Source organism: Spirillospora sp. NPDC052242 (assembly GCF_040679555.1).
GTDB lineage: Bacteria > Actinomycetota > Actinomycetes > Streptosporangiales > Streptosporangiaceae > Spirillospora.
In genome coordinates, this window is record NZ_JBFAUZ010000008.1 from 92247 (window position 1) to 113901 (window position 21655).

Here is a 21655-nt window from a genome sequence, read left to right on the forward strand (position 1 = left end):
GTGGGTCCTGGTGATCTGTGGCAGGCCGGGTGCTACTCGCCCCGCGCCTTGGCGATGATCTCCTGCGCGACGTTCCCCGGAACCTCGGCGTAGGAGTCGAACTGCATGGTGAAAACAGCCCGGCCCTGGGTCTTGCTTCGCAGATCACCCACGTAGCCGAACATCTCGGACAGGGGCACGAGCGCCTTGACGACGCGCATCCCGCTCCGCTCGTCCATGGACTGGACCTGGCCGCGACGGCTGTTGAGGTCGCCGATCACGTCGCCCATGTTCTCCTCGGGCGTGGTGACCTCGACGGCCATCATGGGCTCCAGCAGCGTGGGGGACGCCTTGCGGGCGGCCTCCTTGAACGCCATGGAACCGGCGACCTTGAACGCCATCTCCGACGAGTCGACCTCGTGGTAGGCGCCGTCCTGCAGGGTGACCTTGACCCCCACCATGGGGTAGCCGGCCAGGACACCGAAATCGGCGGCCTCCTGGCAGCCCGCGTCCACCGACGGGATGTACTCCCGGGGGATGCGGCCACCGGTGACCTTGTTCTCGAACTCGTAGCCGTCGGACCCGCCGCCCAGCGGCTCGAGGTCGATGATCACGCGGCCGAACTGGCCGGAGCCACCCGTCTGCTTCTTGTGGGTGTACTCGACCTTCTCGACCTTCTTGGTGATCGTCTCGCGGTACGCGACCTGCGGCTTGCCGACGTTGGCCTCGACCTTGAACTCGCGCTTCATCCGGTCGACGAGGATCTCCAGGTGGAGCTCGCCCATGCCGGAGATCACGGTCTGGCCCGTGTCCTCCTCGGTGCGGACCTGGAAGGACGGGTCCTCCTCGGCCAGCCGCTGGATCGCGGTGCTCAGCTTCTGCTGGTCGGCCTTGGTCTTCGGCTCGATCGCGACGTGGATGACCGGCGCCGGGAAGTTCATCGACTCGAGGACGATGGGGTCCTTCTCGTCGCACAGCGTCTCACCGGTGGTGGTCTGCTTGAGGCCCATCACCGCGACGATGTCGCCGGCGCCCGCGCGCTCGATCTCGGTGCGCTTGTTGGCGTGCATCCGGTAGATCTTGCCGATGCGCTCCTTGCGCTCCTTGACGGAGTTCATCACGGCGGTGCCGGACTCCAGCACGCCGGAGTAGATCCGCACGAACGTCAGCTTGCCCAGGTGCGGGTCGCTGGCGATCTTGAACGCGAGCGCGGAGAACGGCTCGTCCTCGCTCGGGATCCGCTTGAGCACCTTCTCCTCGTCGCGGACGGCGTGGCCCTCGATGGCCTCGACGTCCAGCGGCGACGGCAGGTAGCGGACGATCGCGTCCAGCAGGGGCTGCACGCCCTTGTTCTTGAACGCGGTGCCGCACAGGACCGGCGTCAGGTTCGCCGCGATGGTGGCGCGGCGGATGCCCGCGTGGAGCTGCTCGACGGTGGGCTCGGTGCCCTCCAGGTACAGCTCCATGATCTCGTCGTCGTTCTCGGCGAGGGTCTCGACGAGCTTGTCGCGCCACTCGCGCGCCGCGTCGGCGTGGGTGTCGGGGATGTCGACGGTGTCGTACATCTCGCCGAGCTTGGCCTCCTCGTTCCACACGAGGGCCTTCATGGTCACCAGGTCGATGACGCCCTTGAAGTCGGCCTCGGCGCCGATCGGCAGCTGCAGCGGCAGCGGCGTCGCGTTGAGCCGGTTCTCGATCATGTCGACGCAGCGGTGGAACTCCGCGCCGACCCGGTCGAGCTTGTTGACGAAGCACATGCGGGGCACGCCGTAACGGTCGGCCTGCCGCCACACGGTCTCGGACTGCGGCTCCACACCGGCGACACCGTCGAACACCGCGACCGCACCGTCGAGCACCCGCAGGTTGCGCTCCACCTCGACGGTGAAGTCGACGTGGCCGGGGGTGTCGATGATGTTGATCGTGTGCTTGACGTCCTCAACGGGCCAGGTGCACGTGGTGGCGGCGGAGGTGATGGTGATCCCCCGCTCCTGCTCCTGTTCCATCCAGTCCATGGTGGCGGCGCCGTCGTGGACCTCGCCGATCTTGTAGCTCATCCCCGTGTAGAACAGGATGCGCTCGGTCGTCGTGGTCTTGCCCGCGTCGATATGGGCCATGATCCCGATGTTGCGGACCTTGGCCAGATCCACACCGGTTTTGGTAGCCACTGTCGTCCTCGCTGCGTCTCGTCGTTGCAGTTCCGCCGGGGTTACCAGCGGTAGTGGGCGAAGGCCTTGTTGGACTCCGCCATCTTGTGCGTGTCCTCGCGCTTCTTGACCGAGGCGCCGAGGCCGTTGCTGGCGTCCAGAAGTTCGTTCATCAGGCGCTCGGTCATCGTCTTCTCACGACGCTGCCGGGCGTACACCACCAGCCAGCGCAGCGCGAGCGTGGTGCTGCGGGCCGGACGAACCTCGACCGGGACCTGGTAGGTCGCGCCACCGACACGGCGGCTGCGGACCTCCAGGGTCGGCTTCACGTTGTCGAGCGCGCGCTTCAGCGTGACGACCGGGTCGTTGCCGGTCTTCTCGCGGGCGCCCTCGAGGGCGTCGTAGACGATCCGCTGCGCGATGGAGCGCTTGCCGTCCAGGAGAATCTTGTTGATGAGCGCGGTGACCAGCGGCGAGTTGTACACCGGGTCAGCGATCAGCTGGCGCTTGCCAGCGGGGCCCTTGCGCGGCATCAGCTCTTCTCCTTCTTCGCGCCGTACTTGCTGCGCGCCTGCTTACGGTTGCGGACGCCCTGCGTGTCGAGGGACCCGCGGATGATCTTGTACCGAACACCGGGGAGGTCCTTCACACGGCCGCCGCGCACGAGCACCATCGAGTGCTCCTGCAGGTTGTGACCGACACCGGGGATGTAGGCCGTGACCTCAATCCCGCTGGTCAGCCGGACACGGGCGACCTTGCGAAGCGCGGAGTTCGGCTTCTTGGGCGTCGTCGTGTAGACGCGCGTGCAGACCCCCCGGCGCTGGGGGCTCTCCTTCAGCGCGGGCGTCTTGTTCTTGGTCACCTTGTCCTGGCGGCCCTTGCGGACCAGCTGCTGGATCGTGGGCACCGCGTCTCCGTCTTCCTCGTACCGAGCCGGTAAGTCTTGTCTGCAATCACCACCTCAGGAGAGGCTGTGACCTGCCGGTTTCCCGACCCTCTCCGACCCACGCGGTCGGGCGTGTCGCCACCTCGCGGAAGTGACTCCACAAGAAACCGACACAGACCGCCCGGCCCGAGAAGGGCCGAATCAAGCCGGGGAGTGGATGCGGCCGCCGGCCCTGCCCTGACGGGCTTCGCCTGAGCGCACGCATAGCGGCCCGCATACAGCGGGCACAAGCGAAAAGGTTACCGACCGCGACGCCAAAGTGCAAAGCGAGCAGCGCACTACCGCGCGGACGCCTCCCGGCGCAAGCCGACCGGGCCCGTGGGGGCCGATTTCCCCCCAGAACGGCCGAATGCCGACGGGGAGTTCCCGCCCGCTGGGCGGGAGACCCGTCGGCATTGTGACCCACGCACCCCGTGTTGGGGAAGATGTGTCCGAAACTTGACCGGCGTGCTAGCGCAGGAAGAGCACCGCCACCACGATCACCACGAGCAGGACGATGCCGACGCCCGCAGTCATCAGGACGACCTTCTTCTTGTCGCCCGACCCGGCGGCGTCCCCGCCGTACCCGGCCTGCTGCCCGTACTGGCCGGGCTGCCCCGGCTGACCGTACTGGCCCGGCTGGCCCGGGGCTCCCGGCGCGCCGGGGGCCTGGCCGTAGGGCTGCTGCTGGCCGAACTGGAGCGCGCCGTGCTGCTCGTCGCCGCCCTGCTGGTCGGGCTGGCCGAACGGCGGGTACTGCCCGCCGGTGCCCTGCCCGGGGGCCTGCCCCGGAGCCTGTCCGGGGGCCTGTCCGGGGGCCTGTCCGGGCGCCTGCTGACCGTACTGCTGCTGCTCATACGGCTGCTGCTGCTGGCCGAACTGCTGCTGGTCGGGCTGCCCGAACTGCTGCTGGCCGTAGGGCGACTGCTGACCGAAGTCCTGCTGGCCGTAGTCCTGCTGGCCGAACTGCTGCGCGCCCGGCTGCGGCGGCTGCTGGTGCTGCGGCGGCTGGCCCGCGGTCTGCCACTGCTGCTGGCCGAGGTCCATCACCGTGTGGTCGGCGAGGCCGCCGCCCGACTCCGCCGGACGGCCCTGCGCGCCCTGGGCGGACGGGTCGAACGCCTCCGTCGCCGGGGGCTCCTCCATACCGCCGAAGCCCTGCGGCTGCTGCTGCGGCTGCTGCGGCTGCTGGGCGTCCGGCGACCACGGCTCCGGCGTCGCCGGCGGGGCGGGCGCCTGCCACGGCTCGGACGGCGGCTCCTGCCGGCGCTCCGGACCGGTCGCGACCGGGATGTCGGTGCCGGGCGACCAGTGCAGCGTCGCCTGGTCGTCGACCTTCGGGCGGGGCTTCTCCTGCTCCCCCGTGCCCGGGTTCGGGACGATCAGCGTCCGGTCGGCGGCCGGTTCCTGCGGGGCGGGCGGCTCGGCGGGCGGGGCGCTCTCCGGGCCGCGCGGCTCGACCGGCGGGAACCCGCCCGTGGACGTCCCGTACGGCTGCTGGCCGAACGGCGGCTGCTCCGCGGGGGCGCCGTGCGCGGGCTGCTGCGGGTACCCGGGCTGCTGCGGCGGCTGCCCGTACTGCTGCTGCTCCGGGGGCGGGAACCCGCCGGGCTGCCCGTAGGGCTGCGGCGGCGGGGGCGGCGGCTGCTCGCCGAACTGCTGGACGGGCTGCTCCACCATGGTCGGCGGAGGCGGGGACACCGGGCGGTCTCCCTGCTGCTGCCCATACGGCTGCTGCGGGGCGGGCGGCTGCTGACCGGCGGGCGGCTGCTGGTGCGGGGCGGGGGGCTGCGGCGCCGGCGGCTGCGCGGCGGGGCGGGCCTGGCCGCCCAGCTGCGGGGCGCCGAACACCACCGTGCGCTCGCCCAGCGGGCGGGCGGGAGGCTGCTCTCCCTGCCCCTCCGGGGGCGTGACCTGGCCCTCGTCTTCCGGCAACGGCCGCTGCGGTCCCTGCGCGCCGTCATTCTCGGTCATCGTCGGGCTCCTTCAGCGCCGTCGTCCCGGGGCTCCTCGGCTCCCGGTGCGCCCGGAGACGCGCGGCGCATAACGCGGTCTCCGGACCTGATCTCGGTTTCCCCTCGTAGCGGACGTGCCACGCGTGGGCGTTCTCGGTCCCCAGACTGCCCCGTTCGCAGGTGCGATCGCAAATCACCACCCTGCGCTAGGAATCACCCTCGGGAACGGGTGCGGCCCAGTCCACAATGCATCGCCGCGGCGACGATCACCACCCCTCGGGCCGCCCGGACGTCGACTTCCTCACGCGCGTCCCGCGTCGCGGGGCCGCCATGACGAGGATCACGGCCCCGATCGCCCCGCGCGCGGGCCGTCGACGAACGAAGGCCCGCCCTCGGACGTCGTCCGGGGGCGGGCCCGTGCGGCCGTCCGTCAGCGGAAGGCCTGGCACTCCACCTCGGCCCGGCGCTCGGTCATGCCGAGCCGGACGCTGGAGGACACGCACGCTCGCTGCTTCTCGTCGAGCCGGACGTCGCCGCACCGGGTGGTGCTCGAATAGGTGCGGCAGTCCCGGGTCTGCTGCTGCCGCGGCTGCGGTTCGGCGGCCGCGGCGGTACCGCTGATCCCCCCGGCGGCGACCATGGCGGCGACCAGCGCTCCAGTCATGACCCTCTTCATGCGTTTCCTCCCCCGAAATGCATGTATGTCAGCAAGGCGTAAGTCCCCGGGCACACCGGCCACAAAACGCGACCAAACGTCAAGAAAACGACGGATCGTCCAGGTCAAGGGGCGGTGGGCAGCGCGTCGACGAAGTCGCGGACGACCGTCCGCTCGTCGCCGCGGCGCCAGGCGGCGGCCAGCTCGGACGGCGGCAGCCCGGCCACCGGGACGGCGCGCACGCCCGGACGGCGGTAGATCGCGGCGTTCCCGGCGGACAGCAGGACGATGCCGCTGCCCTCCTCGATCGCCGCGAACGTCTCGTCCGCGTTCGCCACCGTCGCGCCGATCCGGACGGGACGGCCGCCGCGGTGCGCGACGCCGAGCCAGTGCTCGCGCAGCGGGCCCGCGCTCTCCGGGAGGGCGAGGAACGGCTCGTCCAGGAGGTCGGCGAAGTCCACCTCGTCGCGCCCGGCGAGCCGATGGTCGTCGCGGAACGCGACCCAGCGCGGCTCCCGCGCGACCACCCGCAGGCGGAGGGCGTCCGCGGCCGGGACGGGCAGCCAGACGAACGCGACGTCGACGTCCCCGGACGCGAGCCCGGCGCTGGCGTCCGCCCAGTCGATCTGCCGCATCCGCAGCCGCCACCCCGGACGGCGCTCGGCGAACCGGTCGCGGACGGCGCCGAGCAGCCCGCGGCCGACGCTCGTGGACAGCCCGACGGTCAGCACCGCGGCCGCCGCGGCGGCGGCGTCGGCGACCTCGCGCTGCGCCTGGTCCCAGCGGCCGAGCATCTCGCGCGCGGCCGGGAGCAGCGCCTCCCCGGGCGCGGTGAGGGCCACCGTGCGCCGGTCGCGCTCGAACAGCCGCACGCGCAGGTCGTCCTCCAGGCGGCGGATCTGCTTGCTCAGCGCGGGCTGGGAGACGAACAGGCGCTCGGCGGCGCGGGTGAAGTTCAGCTCCTCGGCGACCGCGACGAAATACCGCAGATCGCGCAGATGACCGTCCATGGCCAACGGCTATCACGGCGGGTATTGGACGGGGAAGCGCGTGGGGCCGCACGATCGTGCCGTCCCGAGGAGAGGAGCCGGACGATGATCGCGTTGGTGACGGGGGCGAGCCGGGGCATCGGCCGGGAGGTCTGCGCGCAGCTCGCCGAGCGCGGGCACACGGTGATCGCGGCGGCCCGCTCCCCCGAGGCCGCCGCGGGGCAGGTCCCGCTGCGGCTCGACGTGACCTCGGACGGCGACGCCGCGCGGGCCGCGGAGACGGTCGCCGAGCGGTTCGGGCGGCTGGACGTCCTGGTGAACAACGCCGCGATCACCTACGACACGTGGCAGCGCGCCGCCGACGCCGACCTGGACGTGGTGCGGGAGGCCGCCGAGACGAACCTGTACGGCCCGTGGCGGCTGGTCCGGGCGATGCTGCCGCTGCTGCGCGAGAGCGGGCACGGCCGGATCGTCAACGTGTCCAGCGAGGTCGCCTCGCTGACGAACATGGGCGGCGGCACCCCCGCCTACACCGCGTCCAAGGTCGCCCTCAACGCCCTCACCCGCATGCTGGCGGCCGAACTCCGGCACGACGGGGTCCTGGTCAACGCCGTGTGCCCCGGCTGGGTCGCGACCGACATGGGCGGCCCCGGCGGCCGGCCCGTCGCCGACGGCGCGGCGGGCGTCGTCTGGGCCGCCACCCTCCCCGACGACGGCCCCACCGGCGGGTTCTTCCGCGACGGCCGTCCGCTGCCGTGGTGACGGACGCCGCTTACCCCGGCGCCACATTCACTTACTCGCCCGACACTCCCCAGAGTCGTCACTCTGCGTAATCATCTCTGGTGGCAGCCGGGTCGACAGCGCGGTTCGGCCCGGCTGCCCGGCGACTCACCGTCCGATCCGGGAGAGAAGGGCGACATGACGGACGTGCGCGGACGGGTCCGGAACGGGCCGGTCCCGGCGATCAAGACGCTCGTGGAGCGGCCCGGCCTCGCCGACGCGCCGATGGGGGCGGACGCCGACGTGCCCGCGTTCGTCGGGCACGACCCGGCGGGGCGGTTCATCGGCTACTGGGGCATCGCGGAGCGGTTCCCGCAGTTCTCCGTCGTGGCCGTGGACCCCGACGGGGCCGTAGCGGGCAAGGGCGGCGGGGTGCCGTTCGCGCGGCGGGGGATGCTGCCCGACCGGGGCTGGGACGAACTCCTCACGTGGGCCCTCGCGGACGTCCGCCGCGGCGACCCCCCGGACGCGCTCGGCCTGCTCGGCATCGCCGTCCGGCCCGACCAGCGCGGCACCGGCCTCGCCGCGCGGATGCTGCGGGCGCTCAAGGAGGCGGCGCGGGCGGCGGGACTCGCGGAGGTGGTCGCGCCCGTGCGCCCCACGATGAAGGACCGCGAACCGGACGTGCCGATGCGCGAGTACGCGCGGCGCACCAGGCCCGACGGGCTCCCCGCCGACCCGTGGCTGCGCACCCACGCGCGGGCCGGCGGGACGATCGTGGCGGTGGCGCCCGCGTCGATGGTGGTCACGGGCTCGCTCGCCGAATGGCGGGCGTGGACGGGCCTGCCCTTCGACGCCGACGGCCCCGTGCACGTCCCGGGCGCGCTCGTCCCGGTGCACTGCCACCTCGCGCACGACCACGCGGTCTACGTCGAACCGAACGTCTGGGTCCGCCACCCCCTCCCCTGACCGCCCCCGGACGGCGGCACGCCCGCCGAGGAGGGCGGCAGTCCACAGACGTCGCCCCGCCCAGGGGGCATCGACACCCCAGGGGCGGCCGCGCGCGGGGAGGTCGGTGGTCGCTCGCGCGTCGTTCCTGCTCAGCGACGTTGCGTAGGGGCCGGGGGCGCGGTTCGCGGCGGAGTTCCCGGATCGTTGAATGTTCATCGAACCGTCGTTGAGGATCTTCGTTCCCATCGGGCGACGCACCTCTGCCGTTCTTAGCGTCTCCGGCCATGCGCGATCTTCGTTTCCGGCTCCGCACCGTGACGGCCTGCGCCGTGCTCGTGTGCGTCCCGCTCGTCCTCCTCGCGAGCCCGGCGCGGGCGCACCCGTTCGGCGATCCGCAGACGCTGGAGGTGAGCGCCGACGGGGCCACCGTGCACGCGCGGTGGCGGGCGGCGGCCGACGACCTGACGGCGCTCGCGCTGGCCCTGCGGGTGCTGAAGGTCAAGCGGACGTACGTGTACAAGGACGGCGCGCTCGTCCCCGAGGAGTCGGACGAGTCGGACGCCGTCACGCTCGGGAAGTCGGCGCGGCTCGGCGAGTACCTGCTGAAGAACATCCAGGTGAAGTCGGACGGGACGGCGTGTCCCGGCAGGCTCGTGTCCGCGGCGGACCTCGTGCGGGACGGCGCCCGGCTGGAGTTCGACTGCCCGCGGGCCGTCGCGTCCGCCGAGGTGACGGTCCGGACGCTGCTCGACCTGCATCCCGCGTACCGGACGCTCGCGAGCGGCGACGGCGGCGAGCGGCACACCTACGCCGAGTCGTCGCCCACGCACACGTGGACGCTGGACGGCTCCGCGGCGAGCGCCGCCCGGACGTCCGGGACGGTGCTGCGGCTGGCCGTCCCGATCGGCGTCGTGGTCGCCGCGGGCGCCGCGGTCGTGTGGTTCCGGCGGCGGCGGAGCGCGGCGTGATCGGGGACGGGTTCGGCGACCGGCTCGTCGCGTTCGTCGACTCCCCCGGGTTCGCCCCGGCGGCGATCGTCGTCGCGTTCGTGGCCGGCGCGCTGCACGCGATCGGCCCGGGGCACGGCAAGAGCCTCGCCGCCGCGTACCTCATCGGGACGGACGGGCGCGTGCGGGACGCCGCGTACCTCGGAGCGAGCGTCGCGGTGATGCACACGCTGTCGGTGCTGGTCATCGCGGTCGCGTGGACGTTCTTCTCGCTGTCGGACCTGGTCCGGATGGAGGAGCTGACCGGCGGCCTGCAGGTGGTCGTGGGCGTCTCCGTGGTCGCGCTCGGCGGCTGGCTGCTCTGGCGCCACGCCGCCCACCGGGGCCACCACCACCACGGCCACGGGCATGGCCATGGACACGGCCACGGGCACGGACACGGCCACGGGCCGAGCCGTCCCGGGTTGTTGCTGCTCGGCGCGTCCGGGGGCCTGACGCCGTCCCCGTCCGCGTTCCTCGTCCTCATCACGGGCCTGTTCAGCGGGCGCTCCGGCTTCGCGCTGACGCTCGTGATGATCTCCGGCGTCGGGATGGCCGCGGTGCTGTGCGCCGTCGGCCTGACCGCCCTCTACGGCCGCGCCCTGGTGCTGCGGGTCGGCCGGTCCCGTGCCGCCGTGCGACTCGCGTCCCGGCTGGCCCCCCTGTTCGCCGCATCCGGCATCACCATCGCCGGCTGCGCGATCACCGCGGTCGCGGTGAGCAACCTGGTGGCACTCTAGGAAGGCAAGGAATGAGATCACGTCACAGAACGTGGCGGCGGCTCCGGGCGCCGGTGGCGGCGCTCGCGGGCCTGGCCCTGGCGCTCGGCGGCGCCGGGGTGTCGGTGGCCGAGACGGGGGCCGTCGAGGACGGCATCTGGCTGTCGGTGCAGGACGGCGACATCCTCACCGGGCGGGTGCCGCTGGCGGCGACCGACCGGGAGGGCGGGCAGCCGGTCACGCTGTCCATCGACGGCGAGGAGCGGGAGGGCGCGCAGGCCGAGGCGACGATCGACGTCGTGTTCGAGGCCGACGGCTGGCAGGCCGGCGCGGGCCACGTCAACACCGTCTGGGTGAACGGCGTGCAGGTGGCGCAGCCGCCCGGCGACGTGTCCGGCTACACCCCGATCCGGGCGTCGGTCCCGGCGTCGGCGTTCAAGGCGGGCGGGAACACGGTCCGCGTCGTCACCGGCAGCAAGACGATGCCGGACGACCCCGTGAACAACAACGACGACTTCAACGTCCGGAACATGCGGCTGGAGTTCGCCGACGGGACGACCGCGGCGGACCCGGCGACGTCGCCGACGACCGTGATCCGCATCGGCGACAGCGCGAACATGAGCACGTCCCACGACTGGGCGATCGCGGTGCCGGCGGAGCAGCTGCTGGCGCGGACGACGCACACGTGGGACACGACCGCGCTGGAGGCCGGCACCTACACGGTGACGGCGACGTCGCAGGACGGCGACCGCAAGGCCGAGGCCGAGGTCCACGTCGACCACGGCCGTCCGGTCAGCATGAGCCTCGCGGACGGCGACGTGGTCAGCGGGGCGCGCGAGGTCGTGGCCGGGTCGGACGGCCCGGTGACGATCGCCGTCGACGGGACGGAGCTGCCGACCGAGGCGCGGCCGTCGCCGGACCCGACGTTCGTGTTCCAGGCCGACGACTACCAGACGGGCAGCTTCCGCAACACCGTCTGGCTGAACGGCGAGATCATCGCCGAGCCCGAGGTCGGGACGATCAACAACTACGCCGAGGTGTCGGTGACCGTCCCGCTCGCCGAGCTGCGGCAGGGCGAGAACCGGATGCGGATCCGCACCGGCAGCGGCGCCGACCCGGTCGACGAGGCCGGTGAGAACAACAACGACGACTTCCGGGTGCGGAACGCGCGGCTGGAGTTCAGCGGCGGCCGCACCGTCGCGGACCCGTCGATCGCGCCGTCCACGATCATGACGATCGGCGACAACATCAACCCGAAGGCGTACTACAAGGAGTTCGTCCTCGACGTCCCCGAGTCGTTCCGCACGGAGTACGCGGCGCTGTGGGACAGCTCGCAGGTGGACGACGGGACGCACGAGGTCGTCGCGGCCAAGGACGGCAGCGTCCGCAAGGCGTCCGCGACCGTGACCGTCGACAACACGGTGCCCGCGGTGACGTTCAACAGCCCCGCGGCGGGCGAGCGGTACAAGGAGAAGCCGTTCGTCGTCGATGTCGCGGCCGAGGACCCGCACGGCGTCGCGTCGCTGGAGCTGACGCTGGACGGGAAGGCCGTGCGCAACGGCGACCGGTTCACCGCGGACGACCTGAAGGACGGCGAGCACACGCTCGTCGCGAAGGCCGTCGACAAGCTCGGCAACGAGGGCGAAAAGAAGATCGTCTTCTCGACGATCGGCAACTACCCGCTGGCGCCGTCCGACCCGACGCCGGGCAACGGCGCGACGGACGTGTCGCCGTCCGGGACGACGCTCGGCGTGACCGTGCGGGACCCGGCGGGCGACGCGGTCGACGTCGCCGTCAAGTGGGCGTACACGAGCGACTACGGCACGGGGACCAACACGGCGACGCAGGGCTCGTCGACGGCGGCGGCGCCCGGACGGGTCGCCGGCGACGCCGTGGACGGGGCGGCGCGCGAGGCGCTCGCGGCCAAGGACGGCGAGGTCGCGACGTCCGAGGGCGACGGCGCGTACCCGTTCCAGCAGTTCGAGATGGAGGTGCCGCCGAACCTGGCGGCGCAGCAGTACACCGTCAACTGGAACGGCACGGTCCCTGCGGGGCAGCGCGCGGCGCTGTCGGTGTGGAACTACTCCACCCAGAAGTGGCAGCTGCTCGACGACGGCGAGGGCGGCAGGGATCTCGCGCTGAGCGGGCGGGCGAGCGTCACCGAGACCGTCCGGGACGGCAAGGCCCGGGTCATGGTGCAGGACGTCGCCGCGTCGGTGATCTCCGAGAAGGACGCGGTGTTCGCGTGGATGACCGACACGCAGCACTACTCCGAGCGGGAGCCCGAGACGTACCAGAAGATGGTCGACTGGGCGATCAAGAACCGCTACCAGAAGAACATCGGGTACGGCGTCCACACCGGTGACATCGTCGAGCACGTCGGCGTCAGCCAGGAGTGGGCCAACGCGTCCCGGATCATGAAGACGTGGGACGACGCGGGCTTCCCGTACGGGATCGTCCCCGGCAACCACGACATCGGCAACGGCCACTACGAGGTGTACCGCACGCACTTCGGCGAGGCCCGGTACGCGGGCAAGCCCTGGTACGGCGGCACGGTCAACGACAACGTCCAGCACTACGACATCGTGTCGACCCCGGGCGCCGACTACCTGGTCATGTACCTGGACTGGAGCCTGGACGCCGAGGAGATCGCCTGGGCGAACAAGATCATCAAGGCGCATCCCGAGCACAACGTCGTGATCGCGACGCACCAGTACATCACCGTCGGCGGGGCCTACTACGGCCCCGGCCAGAAGATCTTCGACGAGATCGTCCTGCCGAACGAGAACGTCGACATGATCCTCTCCGGCCACGTCCACGGCGTCGCGCTGAACGTCAAGCGCGAGGGCGAGCGGGTGATCGTCGAGGTGCTGGCCGACTACCAGGAGGTCCCGACGTCCGGCGGCGGCTGGATGCGGACCGTCGGCTTCGACACCGCGAACCAGACGGTCGGCAACGAGACGTTCTCCGTGCTCAGCGACGGGAACCACTACTGGGACCCCGAGCTGGAGAACTTCACCGTCCCGCTCGACCTGCAGGCGCCCACCCGCAAGGTCAGCACCGACTACGTGGGCATCACCGCGATGACGTCCACGACCGTCGGCACCGTGCAGGACGCCGCGTCGGGCTCGCAGGTCGCGGTCCCGGCGGGCGAGCTGTCGCCCGACACCCGCTACAGCTGGTACGTCGAGGCCACCGACGCCGACGGCTACCGGACGACGTCGCCCGTCTGGTCGTTCACGACCGGGAAGAACCGCACCGCCACGTCGATGACCGTCCGGGACGAGGGCACCGAGTACGGCCGGGACGCCCGGCTCCGCGCCCGGAACCTCCCCGGCGACGCGACCGGCACGGTGGCGTTCGCGACCGCCGACGGCACGGTGCTGTGCGACGCACAGGTCGACGGCGGCCGCGCCGAATGCCGGACGCCCGCCGACCTGCCGGCCGGCGCGTACGAGGTGACGGCGCGGTACTCGGGCGACGAGCGGTACGGGGCGTCCGCGGCGGCGCTGACGCTGACCGTCGCCAAGGCCGACCCCGGCCTGCGCGGCGACGGCGACGCCCGCGGCGCGCAGCCGAGGCTCGAAGCCGAACTGGACGAGCGCGCCACCGGCACGGTCGTCTTCCAGGCGGCCGACGGCACGGCGCTGTGCACCGGGACGATCGCGAAGGGCGCGGCCTCGTGCTCGCCGTCCGCGATCCCCGGCTCGGGCGACGTGACCGTCACCGCCCGGTACGGCGGTGACGCCAACTTCGCCGAGGCGACCGACGCCTTCACCCTCCGCAGGTAGACCGACCCGGAAAGGAGAGCCCGGCCCGACCGACCAGAACCCCGGCTGAAGCAACACGCCGGGCCTGTACGGAAAAAGGGCGAGGCCCCTTCCGGCTCGTGCCGGAAGGGGCCTCGCTCTTGCGCGTCGTCAGTGCGCGAACTCCGGAATCAGCGGTTGTACTGCCCGAAGTCGTACTCCTCCAGCGGCACGGCCTCGCCGGAGCCCTGCCCGAAGGCGTACTCGGCGCCGTCGTCGTAGGAGCCGACGGAGTACACCGCGGCCTTCGCCTCCTCGGTCGGCTCGACCCGGACGTTGCGGTACTGCGGCATGCCGGTACCGGCCGGGATGAGCTTACCGATGATGACGTTCTCCTTGAGGCCGAGCAGCGGGTCGCTCTTGGCGTGCATCGCGGCCTCGGTGAGGACCCGGGTCGTCTCCTGGAAGGACGCCGCCGACAGCCACGACTCGGTCGCGAGCGAGGCCTTGGTGATGCCCATCAGGACCGGACGGCCGGCGGCGGGCTGGCCGCCCTCGGCGACGACGTTGCGGTTCGTCTCCTCGAAGATCGGCCGCTCCACCAGGTCGCCCGGCAGCAGCTCGGTGTCGCCCGACTCGAGGATGTTCACCCGCTTCAGCATCTGGCGGACGATGATCTCGATGTGCTTGTCGTGGATCGACACGCCCTGCGACCGGTAGACCTCCTGGACCTCCTGGACCAGGTGGAGCTGGACGGCGCGCGGGCCGAGGATGCGCAGCACCTCGTGCGGGTTGATCGCACCGGCGATGAGCTTCTGGCCCACGTCCACGGCCTCGCCCTCCTTGACCAGGAGGCGGGACCGCATCGGCACCTGGTAGGCGATCTCGTCGGAGCCGTCGTTCGGGACGACGACGACCTTGCGGGCCTTCTCCGTCTCGTCGATCTTGACGCGGCCGGCGACCTCGCTGATCGGGGCGACGCCCTTGGGGATGCGGGCCTCGAACAGCTCCTGGACACGCGGCAGACCGTGCGTGATGTCGCCGCCGGCGACACCGCCGGTGTGGAACGTCCGCATGGTCAGCTGGGTGCCGGGCTCACCGATGGACTGCGCCGCGATGATGCCGACGGCCTCGCCGACGTCCACCCGCTTGCCGGTGGCCAGCGAGCGGCCGTAGCAGGCGGCGCAGACACCGATCTTGGCCTCGCAGACCAGGGCGCTGCGGGTCCGGACGCTCTCCACGCCGGCCTCGACCAGGCGCGTCACGACCGAGTCGGACAGGTCGGTGTCGGCCGGGAAGATCACCGTGCCGTCCACCTCGACGTCCTCGGCGATCGTCCGGCCGACCAGCGCGGTCTCGGTCGTGGCGAGCTTGACGAGCGTGCCGTCCGGCAGCTTCTCGGCGACCTCGAACGGGATCGTGCGGTCGGTGCCGCAGTCGACCTCGCGGACGATGACGTCCTGCGCGACGTCCACCAGACGACGGGTCAGGTAACCCGAGTCGGCGGTCCGCAGCGCGGTGTCGGCCAGACCCTTCCGGGCGCCGTGCGTCGAGATGAAGTACTCGACGACCGACAGGCCCTCGCGGAACGACGACTTGATCGGCCGCGGGATCGTCTCGCCCTTCGGGTTCGACACCAGGCCGCGCATGCCGGCGATCTGCCGGAGCTGGAGCGGGTTGCCGCGGGCGCCCGACTGGATCATCATCCAGATCGGGTTGTCCTTCGGGAACGCCTCCTCCATGTTCTTGGCGACGTCGGCCGTGGCCCGGTTCCAGATCTCGATGAGCTCCTGCTTGCGCTCGTCATCGGTGATCAGACCGCGGTTGAACTCGCGCTGCACCTTCTCGGCACGGGCCTCGTAGCCGGTCAGGATGTCCTGCTTGCCGGGCGGCGTGATGACGTCGTCGATCGCGATGGTGACGCCCGACCGGGTCGCCCAGTGGAACCCGGTGCTCTTGAGCGCGTCGAGCGAGTTCGCGACGGTGACCTTCGGGTAGGTCTCCGCCAGCTCGTTGACGATCGCCGAGAGCTGCTTCTTGCCGATCTCCGCGTTCACGAACGGGAAGTCGGCGGGCAGCGCCTCGTTGAACAGCGCGCGGCCGAGCGTGGTCTCCATCCGGTACGGCTGCGACGGGTCGTAGCCCTCCGGGGCCGTCCAGCCGCGCGGCGGCGGGACGTCCTTCAGCCGGATGGCGATCTTGGCCTGCAGGTCGAGCTCGCCCCGGTCGTAGGCCATGATCGCCTCGGCGACCGAGCCGAACGCGCGGCCCTCGCCCTCGGCGCCGTCCTTCTCCGTCGTCAGCCAGTACAGGCCGATGACCATGTCCTGGGTGGGCATGGTGACGGGCTTGCCGTCGGACGGCTTGAGGATGTTGTTCGTGGACAGCATCAGGATCCGCGCCTCGGCCTGCGCCTCGGCGGACAGCGGCAGGTGCACCGCCATCTGGTCGCCGTCGAAGTCCGCGTTGAACGCGGTGCAGACCAGCGGGTGGATCTGGATGGCCTTGCCCTCGACCAGCTGCGGCTCGAACGCCTGGATGCCCAGGCGGTGCAGGGTCGGCGCCCGGTTCAGCAGCACCGGGTGCTCGGTGATGACCTCTTCCAGGACGTCCCACACGACCGGGCGCGCGCGCTCGACCATCCGCTTGGCGGACTTGATGTTCTGCGCGTGGTTCAGGTCGACGAGCCGCTTCATGACGAACGGCTTGAACAGCTCCAGCGCCATCTGCTTGGGCAGGCCGCACTGGTGCAGCTTGAGCTGCGGGCCGACGACGATGACCGAACGGCCGGAGTAGTCGACGCGCTTGCCCAGCAGGTTCTGGCGGAACCGGCCCTGCTTGCCCTTGAGCATGTCGGACAGCGACTTCAGCGGACGGTTGCCCGGCCCGGTGACCGGGCGGCCGCGGCGGCCGTTGTCGAACAGCGCGTCGACGGCCTCCTGCAGCATCCGCTTCTCGTTGTTGACGATGATCTCGGGCGCGCCGAGGTCGAGCAGCCGCTTGAGGCGGTTGTTCCGGTTGATGACCCGGCGGTACAGGTCGTTCAGGTCGGACGTCGCGAACCGGCCGCCGTCGAGCTGCACCATCGGGCGCAGGTCCGGCGGGATGACCGGGATGCAGTCCAGCACCATGCCGAGCGGGCTGTTGCGGGTGTTGAGGAACGCGGACACGACCTTCAGCCGCTTGAGGGCGCGGGCCTTCTTCTGGCCCTTGCCGGTGCGGATGATGTCGCGCAGCTTCTCGGCCTCGGCGTCGAGGTCGAAGTTCTGCAGCCGGGCCTGGATGGCCGCGGCGCCCATGCCGCCCTCGAAGTACCGGCCGAACCGGTCGCGCATCTCGCGGTAGAGCAGCTCGTCGCCCTCGAGGTCCTGGACCTTGAGGTTCTTGAACCGGTTCCACACCTCGTCGAGACGGTCGAGTTCGCGCTGCGAGCGGTCCCGCAGCTGCTTCATCTCCCGCTCGGCGCCGTCGCGGATCTTGCGCTTCTGGTCGGCCTTCGCGCCGGCCTCCTCGAGCTCCGCCAGGTCGGCCTCCAGCTTCTGCTGGCGGGCCTCGACCTGCGCGTCGCGGGCCTGCTCGATCTGCTGGCGCTCCACGGAGATGTGGGCCTCCAGCGTCGGCAGGTCGCGGTCGCGGCGCTCGGCGTCCACGCTGGTGATCATGTAGGCCGCGAAGTAGATGATCTTCTCGAGATCCTTCGGGGCCAGGTCCAGCAGGTAGCCGAGGCGCGACGGGACGCCCTTGAAGTACCAGATGTGGGTGACCGGCGCGGCCAGCTCGATGTGGCCCATCCGCTCACGCCGCACCTTGGCGCGGGTCACCTCGACGCCGCAGCGCTCACAGATGATGCCCTTGAACCGGACGCGCTTGTACTTGCCGCAGTAGCACTCCCAGTCGCGGGTCGGGCCGAAGATCTTCTCGCAGAAGAGCCCGTCCTTCTCCGGCTTGAGGGTCCGGTAGTTGATCGTCTCCGGCTTCTTCACCTCGCCGTGGGACCACTGGCGGATGTCGTCGGCGGTCGCCAGGCCGATGCGAAGCTCGTCGAAGAAGTTGACGTCAAGCAACGTGTTTTCCCCTTGAGTTGATCAGACCTCTTCGACACTGCTCGGCTCGCGCCGGGACAGGTCGATGCCGAGCTCCTCCGCGGCGCGGAAGACGTCCTCGTCGGTGTCGCGCATCTCGATGGACATGCCGTCGCTGGAGAGCACCTCGACGTTGAGGCAGAGCGACTGCATTTCCTTGATGAGCACCTTGAAGGACTCGGGAATGCCGGGCTCGGGGATGTTCTCGCCCTTGACGATGGCCTCGTAGACCTTCACACGGCCGAGGACGTCGTCGGACTTGATGGTCAGGAGCTCCTGCAGGGCGTAGGCGGCGCCGTACGCCTCCAGCGCCCACACCTCCATCTCACCGAAGCGCTGGCCGCCGAACTGGGCCTTACCGCCGAGCGGCTGCTGGGTGATCATGGAGTACGGACCGGTCGACCGGGCGTGGATCTTGTCGTCGACCAGGTGCAGCAGCTTGAGGATGTAGATGTAGCCGACCGAGATCGGGTCCTTGTAGGGCTCGCCGGTGCGGCCGTCGAAGAGCCGCGCCTTGCCGCCCGGGCCGACGAGCCGCTGCCCGTCGCGGTTCGGCAGGGTGGACTCGATCAGGCCGGTGACGTCGTCCTCGCGGGCGCCGTCGAACACCGGGGTCGCGGTGTTGGTCCACGGCGCGGCCTCGTCGGCGCCGATGGCCTTGAGCGCGCGCTTCCACTCGGCGTCGTCGCCCTCGACCTTCCAGCCGCGGCTCGCGACCCAGCCGAGGTGCGTCTCCAGGACCTGGCCGACGTTCATCCGGCCGGGGACGCCCAGCGGGTTCAGGACGATGTCGACCGGGGTGCCGTCCTCGAGGAACGGCATGTCCTCGACGGGGAGCACCTTGGAGATGACGCCCTTGTTGCCGTGCCGGCCGGCCAGCTTGTCGCCGTCGGTGATCTTGCGCTTCTGCGCGACGTACACCCGGACCAGCTCGTTCACGCCGGGCGGGAGCTCGTCGCCCTCGTCGCGGGAGAACACCCGGACGCCGATGACCTTGCCCTGCTCGCCGTGCGGCACCTTCAGCGACGTGTCGCGGACCTCGCGCGCCTTCTCACCGAAGATCGCGCGGAGCAGCCGCTCCTCCGGGGTCAGCTCGGTCTCGCCCTTCGGGGTGACCTTGCCGACCAGGATGTCGCCGGGCACGACGTCGGCGCCGACGCGGATGATGCCGCGCTCGTCGAGGTCGGCCAGGACCTCCTCGGAGACGTTCGGGATGTCCCGGGTGATCTCCTCGGGGCCCAGCTTGGTGTCGCGGGCGTCGACCTCGTGCTCCTCGATGTGGATCGAGGACAGGACGTCGTCCTGCACGAGGCGCTGCGACAGGATGATCGCGTCCTCGTAGTTGTGGCCCTCCCACGGCATGAACGCCACGAGGAGGTTCTTGCCGAGCGCCATCTCGCCGTTGTCGGTGCAGGGCCCGTCGGCGATGACCTGGCCCTCCTCGACGCGCTGGCCCTCGTCGACGATCGGCTTCTGGTTGAAGCAGGTGCCCTGGTTGGACCGCTTGAACTTCGCGACGCGGTAGGTGGTGCGCGTGCCGTCGTCGTTCATCACGGTGACGTAGTCGGCGGAGACCTCCTCGACGACGCCGGCCTTCTCGGCCGTGATGACGTCGCCGGCGTCGGTCGCGGCGCGGTACTCCATGCCGGTGCCGACCAGCGGCGCCTCGCTGCGCAGCAGCGGCACCGACTGGCGCTGCATGTTGGAGCCCATCAGCGCGCGGTTGGCGTCGTCGTGCTCCAGGAACGGGATCATCGCGGTGGCGACCGAGGTCATCTGCCGGGCCGAGACGTCCATGTACTGGACCTCGCGGGCCGGGACGAGCTCGATCTCGCCGCCCTTCCGGCGGACCAGGACGCGGTCGTCGACGAAGGTGCCGTCGTCGTTGAGCAGGGAGTTGGCCTGCGCGATGACGAAGCGGTCTTCCTCGTCGGCGGTCAGGTAGTCGATGTGCTCGGTGACGACGCCGTCGGTGACGCGCCGGTACGGGGTCTCGACGAACCCGAACGGGTTGACCCGGCCGAACGCGGCGAGCGAGCCGATCAGGCCGATGTTCGGGCCTTCCGGCGTCTCGATCGGGCACATGCGGCCGTAGTGCGACGGGTGGACGTCGCGGACCTCCATGCCCGCCCGCTCACGCGACAGACCACCGGGGCCGAGGGCGTTCAGGCGGCGCTTGTGCGTCAGCCCGGCCAGCGGGTTCGTCTGGTCCATGAACTGCGACAGCTGGCTGGTGCCGAAGAACTCCTTGATGGAGGCGACGACCGGCCGGATGTTGATCAGCGTCTGCGGCGTGATCGCCTCGACGTCCTGGGTGGTCATCCGCTCGCGGACGACCCGCTCCATGCGGGCGAGGCCGAGCCGGACCTGGTTCTGGATCAGCTCGCCGACCGTGCGCAGGCGCCGGTTGCCGAAGTGGTCGATGTCGTCGACCTCGATCGGCACGGAGACGGCGCCGAGCGTCGCCTCCTCCTCACCGGCGTGCAGCCGGACGAGGTACTCGATCGTCGCGACGATGTCGTCCTCGGTGAGGGTGCCCTGGTTCATGTCCAGGTCGAGGCCGAGCTTCTTGTTGATCTTGTAGCGGCCGACCTTGGCGACGTCGTAGCGCTTCGGGTTGAAGTACAGGTTCTCCAGCAGCGTCTGCGCGGACTCGCGCGTCGGCGGCTCGCCCGGCCGCAGCTTGCGGTAGATGTCGAGCAGCGCGTCGTCCTGGCCGGAGGTGTGGTCCTTCTCCAGGGTCACGTTGATCGACTCGTAGGAGCCGAAGCGCTCGCGGATGCGCGCCTCGTCCCAGCCGAGCGCCTTGAGCAGCACGGTGACGGGCTGCTTGCGCTTGCGGTCGATGCGCACGCCGACGTTGTCGCGCTTGTCGATCTCGAACTCGAGCCAGGCGCCGCGGCTCGGGATGACCCGGCAGCCGTAGATGTCCTTGTCGGACGCCTTGTCGAGGGCGCGGTCGAAGTACACACCCGGCGAGCGGGTCAGCTGCGACACGACGACGCGCTCGGTGCCGTTGATGATGAAGGTGCCCTTCGGGGTCATGAGCGGGAAGTCGCCCATGAACACCGTCTGGCTCTTGATCTCACCGGTGGTGTTGTTGATGAACTCCGCCGTGACGAACATCGGGGCGGAGTAGGTCATGTCCTTGTCCTTGCACTCCTCGACGGAGTACTTGGGCGGCTCGAACCGGTGGTCGCGGAACGAGAGGGACATGGTCCCGGAGAAGTCCTCGATGGGACTGATCTCTTCGAAGATCTCCTCGAGGCCCGACTGCGTCGGGACGCTCTTACTTTCGGCCTTCTGGGCCGCCTCGACCCGGGCCTTCCACCTCTCGTTGCCCAGCAGCCAGTCAACAGAGTCGGTCTGCAGAGCAAGGAGGTCCGGGACTTCGAGCGGCTCCTTGATGCGCGCGAAGGAGACGCGGTTCGGACCGGTTGCGGTATTCGAGGCGTTGCGCGAGGCTGCCAAGAGTGGTCCTTCCGAGGGCTCGCGGCGTAACTGACGACACGCACGCCAGACGATCCACGTCCAAGACCTACGCGATAGGGTCCAAAACGGACTCTTGTAGGGGTGCTCTCACACGCGGATAGTCAGAGGGCAGCGCAAAGGGGCAGTGTAGCCGACTCGCCACACCGCTCGCAACTCTAGCGCCGCAGTATGCATCACGTTGCCTTGGAGCATCGCCCCTCGAGCCCGTGCAGTCAAGAGCGGACTTGGACTTTTCGGGCTCTGACCTGCAGTGAGGAAGGCCATAGTTTAGGATCGCTCCCCCTACCCGGCGGTAGGCCCCTGGAGACG

The 21655-nt window shown here is 70.8% G+C and carries 13 protein-coding genes; 5 read left to right on the forward strand and 8 right to left on the reverse strand.

Annotated elements, in window-relative coordinates:
• Positions 1-32: 32 nt before the first annotated feature.
• The 6 genes from fusA to AB0L25_RS08945 all read right to left on the reverse strand — a co-directional run bounded on the left by fusA (position 33) and on the right by AB0L25_RS08945 (position 6668).
• Positions 33-2144, reverse strand: coding sequence for an elongation factor G (fusA, locus tag AB0L25_RS08920; RefSeq protein WP_500170102.1), 2112 nt, complete (start codon positions 2142-2144; stop codon positions 33-35).
• 41 nt (positions 2145-2185) lie between these two features.
• Positions 2186-2656 (reverse strand): 30S ribosomal protein S7, encoded by a 471-nt coding sequence (gene rpsG, locus AB0L25_RS08925; RefSeq protein ID WP_026404045.1) that lies wholly within the window; start codon positions 2654-2656, stop codon positions 2186-2188.
• Positions 2656-3030, reverse strand: coding sequence for a 30S ribosomal protein S12 (gene rpsL, locus AB0L25_RS08930; protein WP_026404044.1), 375 nt, complete (start codon positions 3028-3030; stop codon positions 2656-2658). Before rpsL ends, rpsG begins: the two co-directional genes overlap by 1 nt.
• Before the next feature lie 489 nt (positions 3031-3519).
• Positions 3520-5022, reverse strand: coding sequence for a hypothetical protein (locus AB0L25_RS08935; protein ID WP_500170105.1), 1503 nt, complete (start codon positions 5020-5022; stop codon positions 3520-3522).
• Between the two features lie 411 nt (positions 5023-5433).
• The gene (locus AB0L25_RS08940) at positions 5434-5667 is read right to left on the reverse strand and encodes a hypothetical protein (protein WP_500170107.1); all 234 of its coding nucleotides are present in this window, start codon (positions 5665-5667) and stop codon (positions 5434-5436) included.
• A 116-nt stretch (positions 5668-5783) separates the two neighbouring features.
• Positions 5784-6668, reverse strand: coding sequence for a LysR family transcriptional regulator (locus tag AB0L25_RS08945; RefSeq protein ID WP_500170109.1), 885 nt, complete (start codon positions 6666-6668; stop codon positions 5784-5786).
• Between the two features lie 84 nt (positions 6669-6752).
• Here AB0L25_RS08945 and AB0L25_RS08950 point away from each other — a divergent pair, with 84 nt between their 5' ends.
• The 5 genes from AB0L25_RS08950 to AB0L25_RS08970 all read left to right on the forward strand — a co-directional run bounded on the left by AB0L25_RS08950 (position 6753) and on the right by AB0L25_RS08970 (position 13814).
• Positions 6753-7409 carry an SDR family NAD(P)-dependent oxidoreductase gene (locus AB0L25_RS08950; protein WP_500170111.1) on the forward strand — a complete coding sequence of 219 codons (657 nt, stop codon included), beginning with the start codon at positions 6753-6755 and terminating at the stop codon, positions 7407-7409.
• A 156-nt stretch (positions 7410-7565) separates the two neighbouring features.
• On the forward strand, positions 7566-8336 hold the full coding sequence (locus AB0L25_RS08955) for a GNAT family N-acetyltransferase (protein WP_500170113.1): 771 nt from the start codon (positions 7566-7568) through the stop codon (positions 8334-8336).
• 266 nt (positions 8337-8602) lie between these two features.
• Positions 8603-9286, forward strand: a complete 684-nt coding sequence (locus AB0L25_RS08960) for a hypothetical protein (protein WP_500170115.1) — start codon at positions 8603-8605, stop codon at positions 9284-9286.
• Positions 9283-10044, forward strand: a complete 762-nt coding sequence (locus AB0L25_RS08965; RefSeq protein ID WP_500170117.1) for a HoxN/HupN/NixA family nickel/cobalt transporter — start codon at positions 9283-9285, stop codon at positions 10042-10044. Before AB0L25_RS08960 ends, AB0L25_RS08965 begins: the two co-directional genes overlap by 4 nt.
• Positions 10045-10055: 11 nt before the next feature.
• Positions 10056-13814, forward strand: coding sequence for an Ig-like domain repeat protein (locus tag AB0L25_RS08970; RefSeq protein WP_500170119.1), 3759 nt, complete (start codon positions 10056-10058; stop codon positions 13812-13814).
• Positions 13815-13963: 149 nt separating this feature from the next.
• Here AB0L25_RS08970 and AB0L25_RS08975 read toward each other — a convergent pair whose 3' ends face one another.
• Both AB0L25_RS08975 and rpoB read right to left on the reverse strand, forming a co-directional pair.
• The gene (locus AB0L25_RS08975; RefSeq protein ID WP_500170121.1) at positions 13964-17836 is read right to left on the reverse strand and encodes a DNA-directed RNA polymerase subunit beta'; all 3873 of its coding nucleotides are present in this window, start codon (positions 17834-17836) and stop codon (positions 13964-13966) included.
• 21 nt (positions 17837-17857) lie between these two features.
• Positions 17858-21325 (reverse strand): DNA-directed RNA polymerase subunit beta, encoded by a 3468-nt coding sequence (gene rpoB / locus AB0L25_RS08980; RefSeq protein WP_500170123.1) that lies wholly within the window; start codon positions 21323-21325, stop codon positions 17858-17860.
• Positions 21326-21655 lie beyond the last annotated feature (330 nt).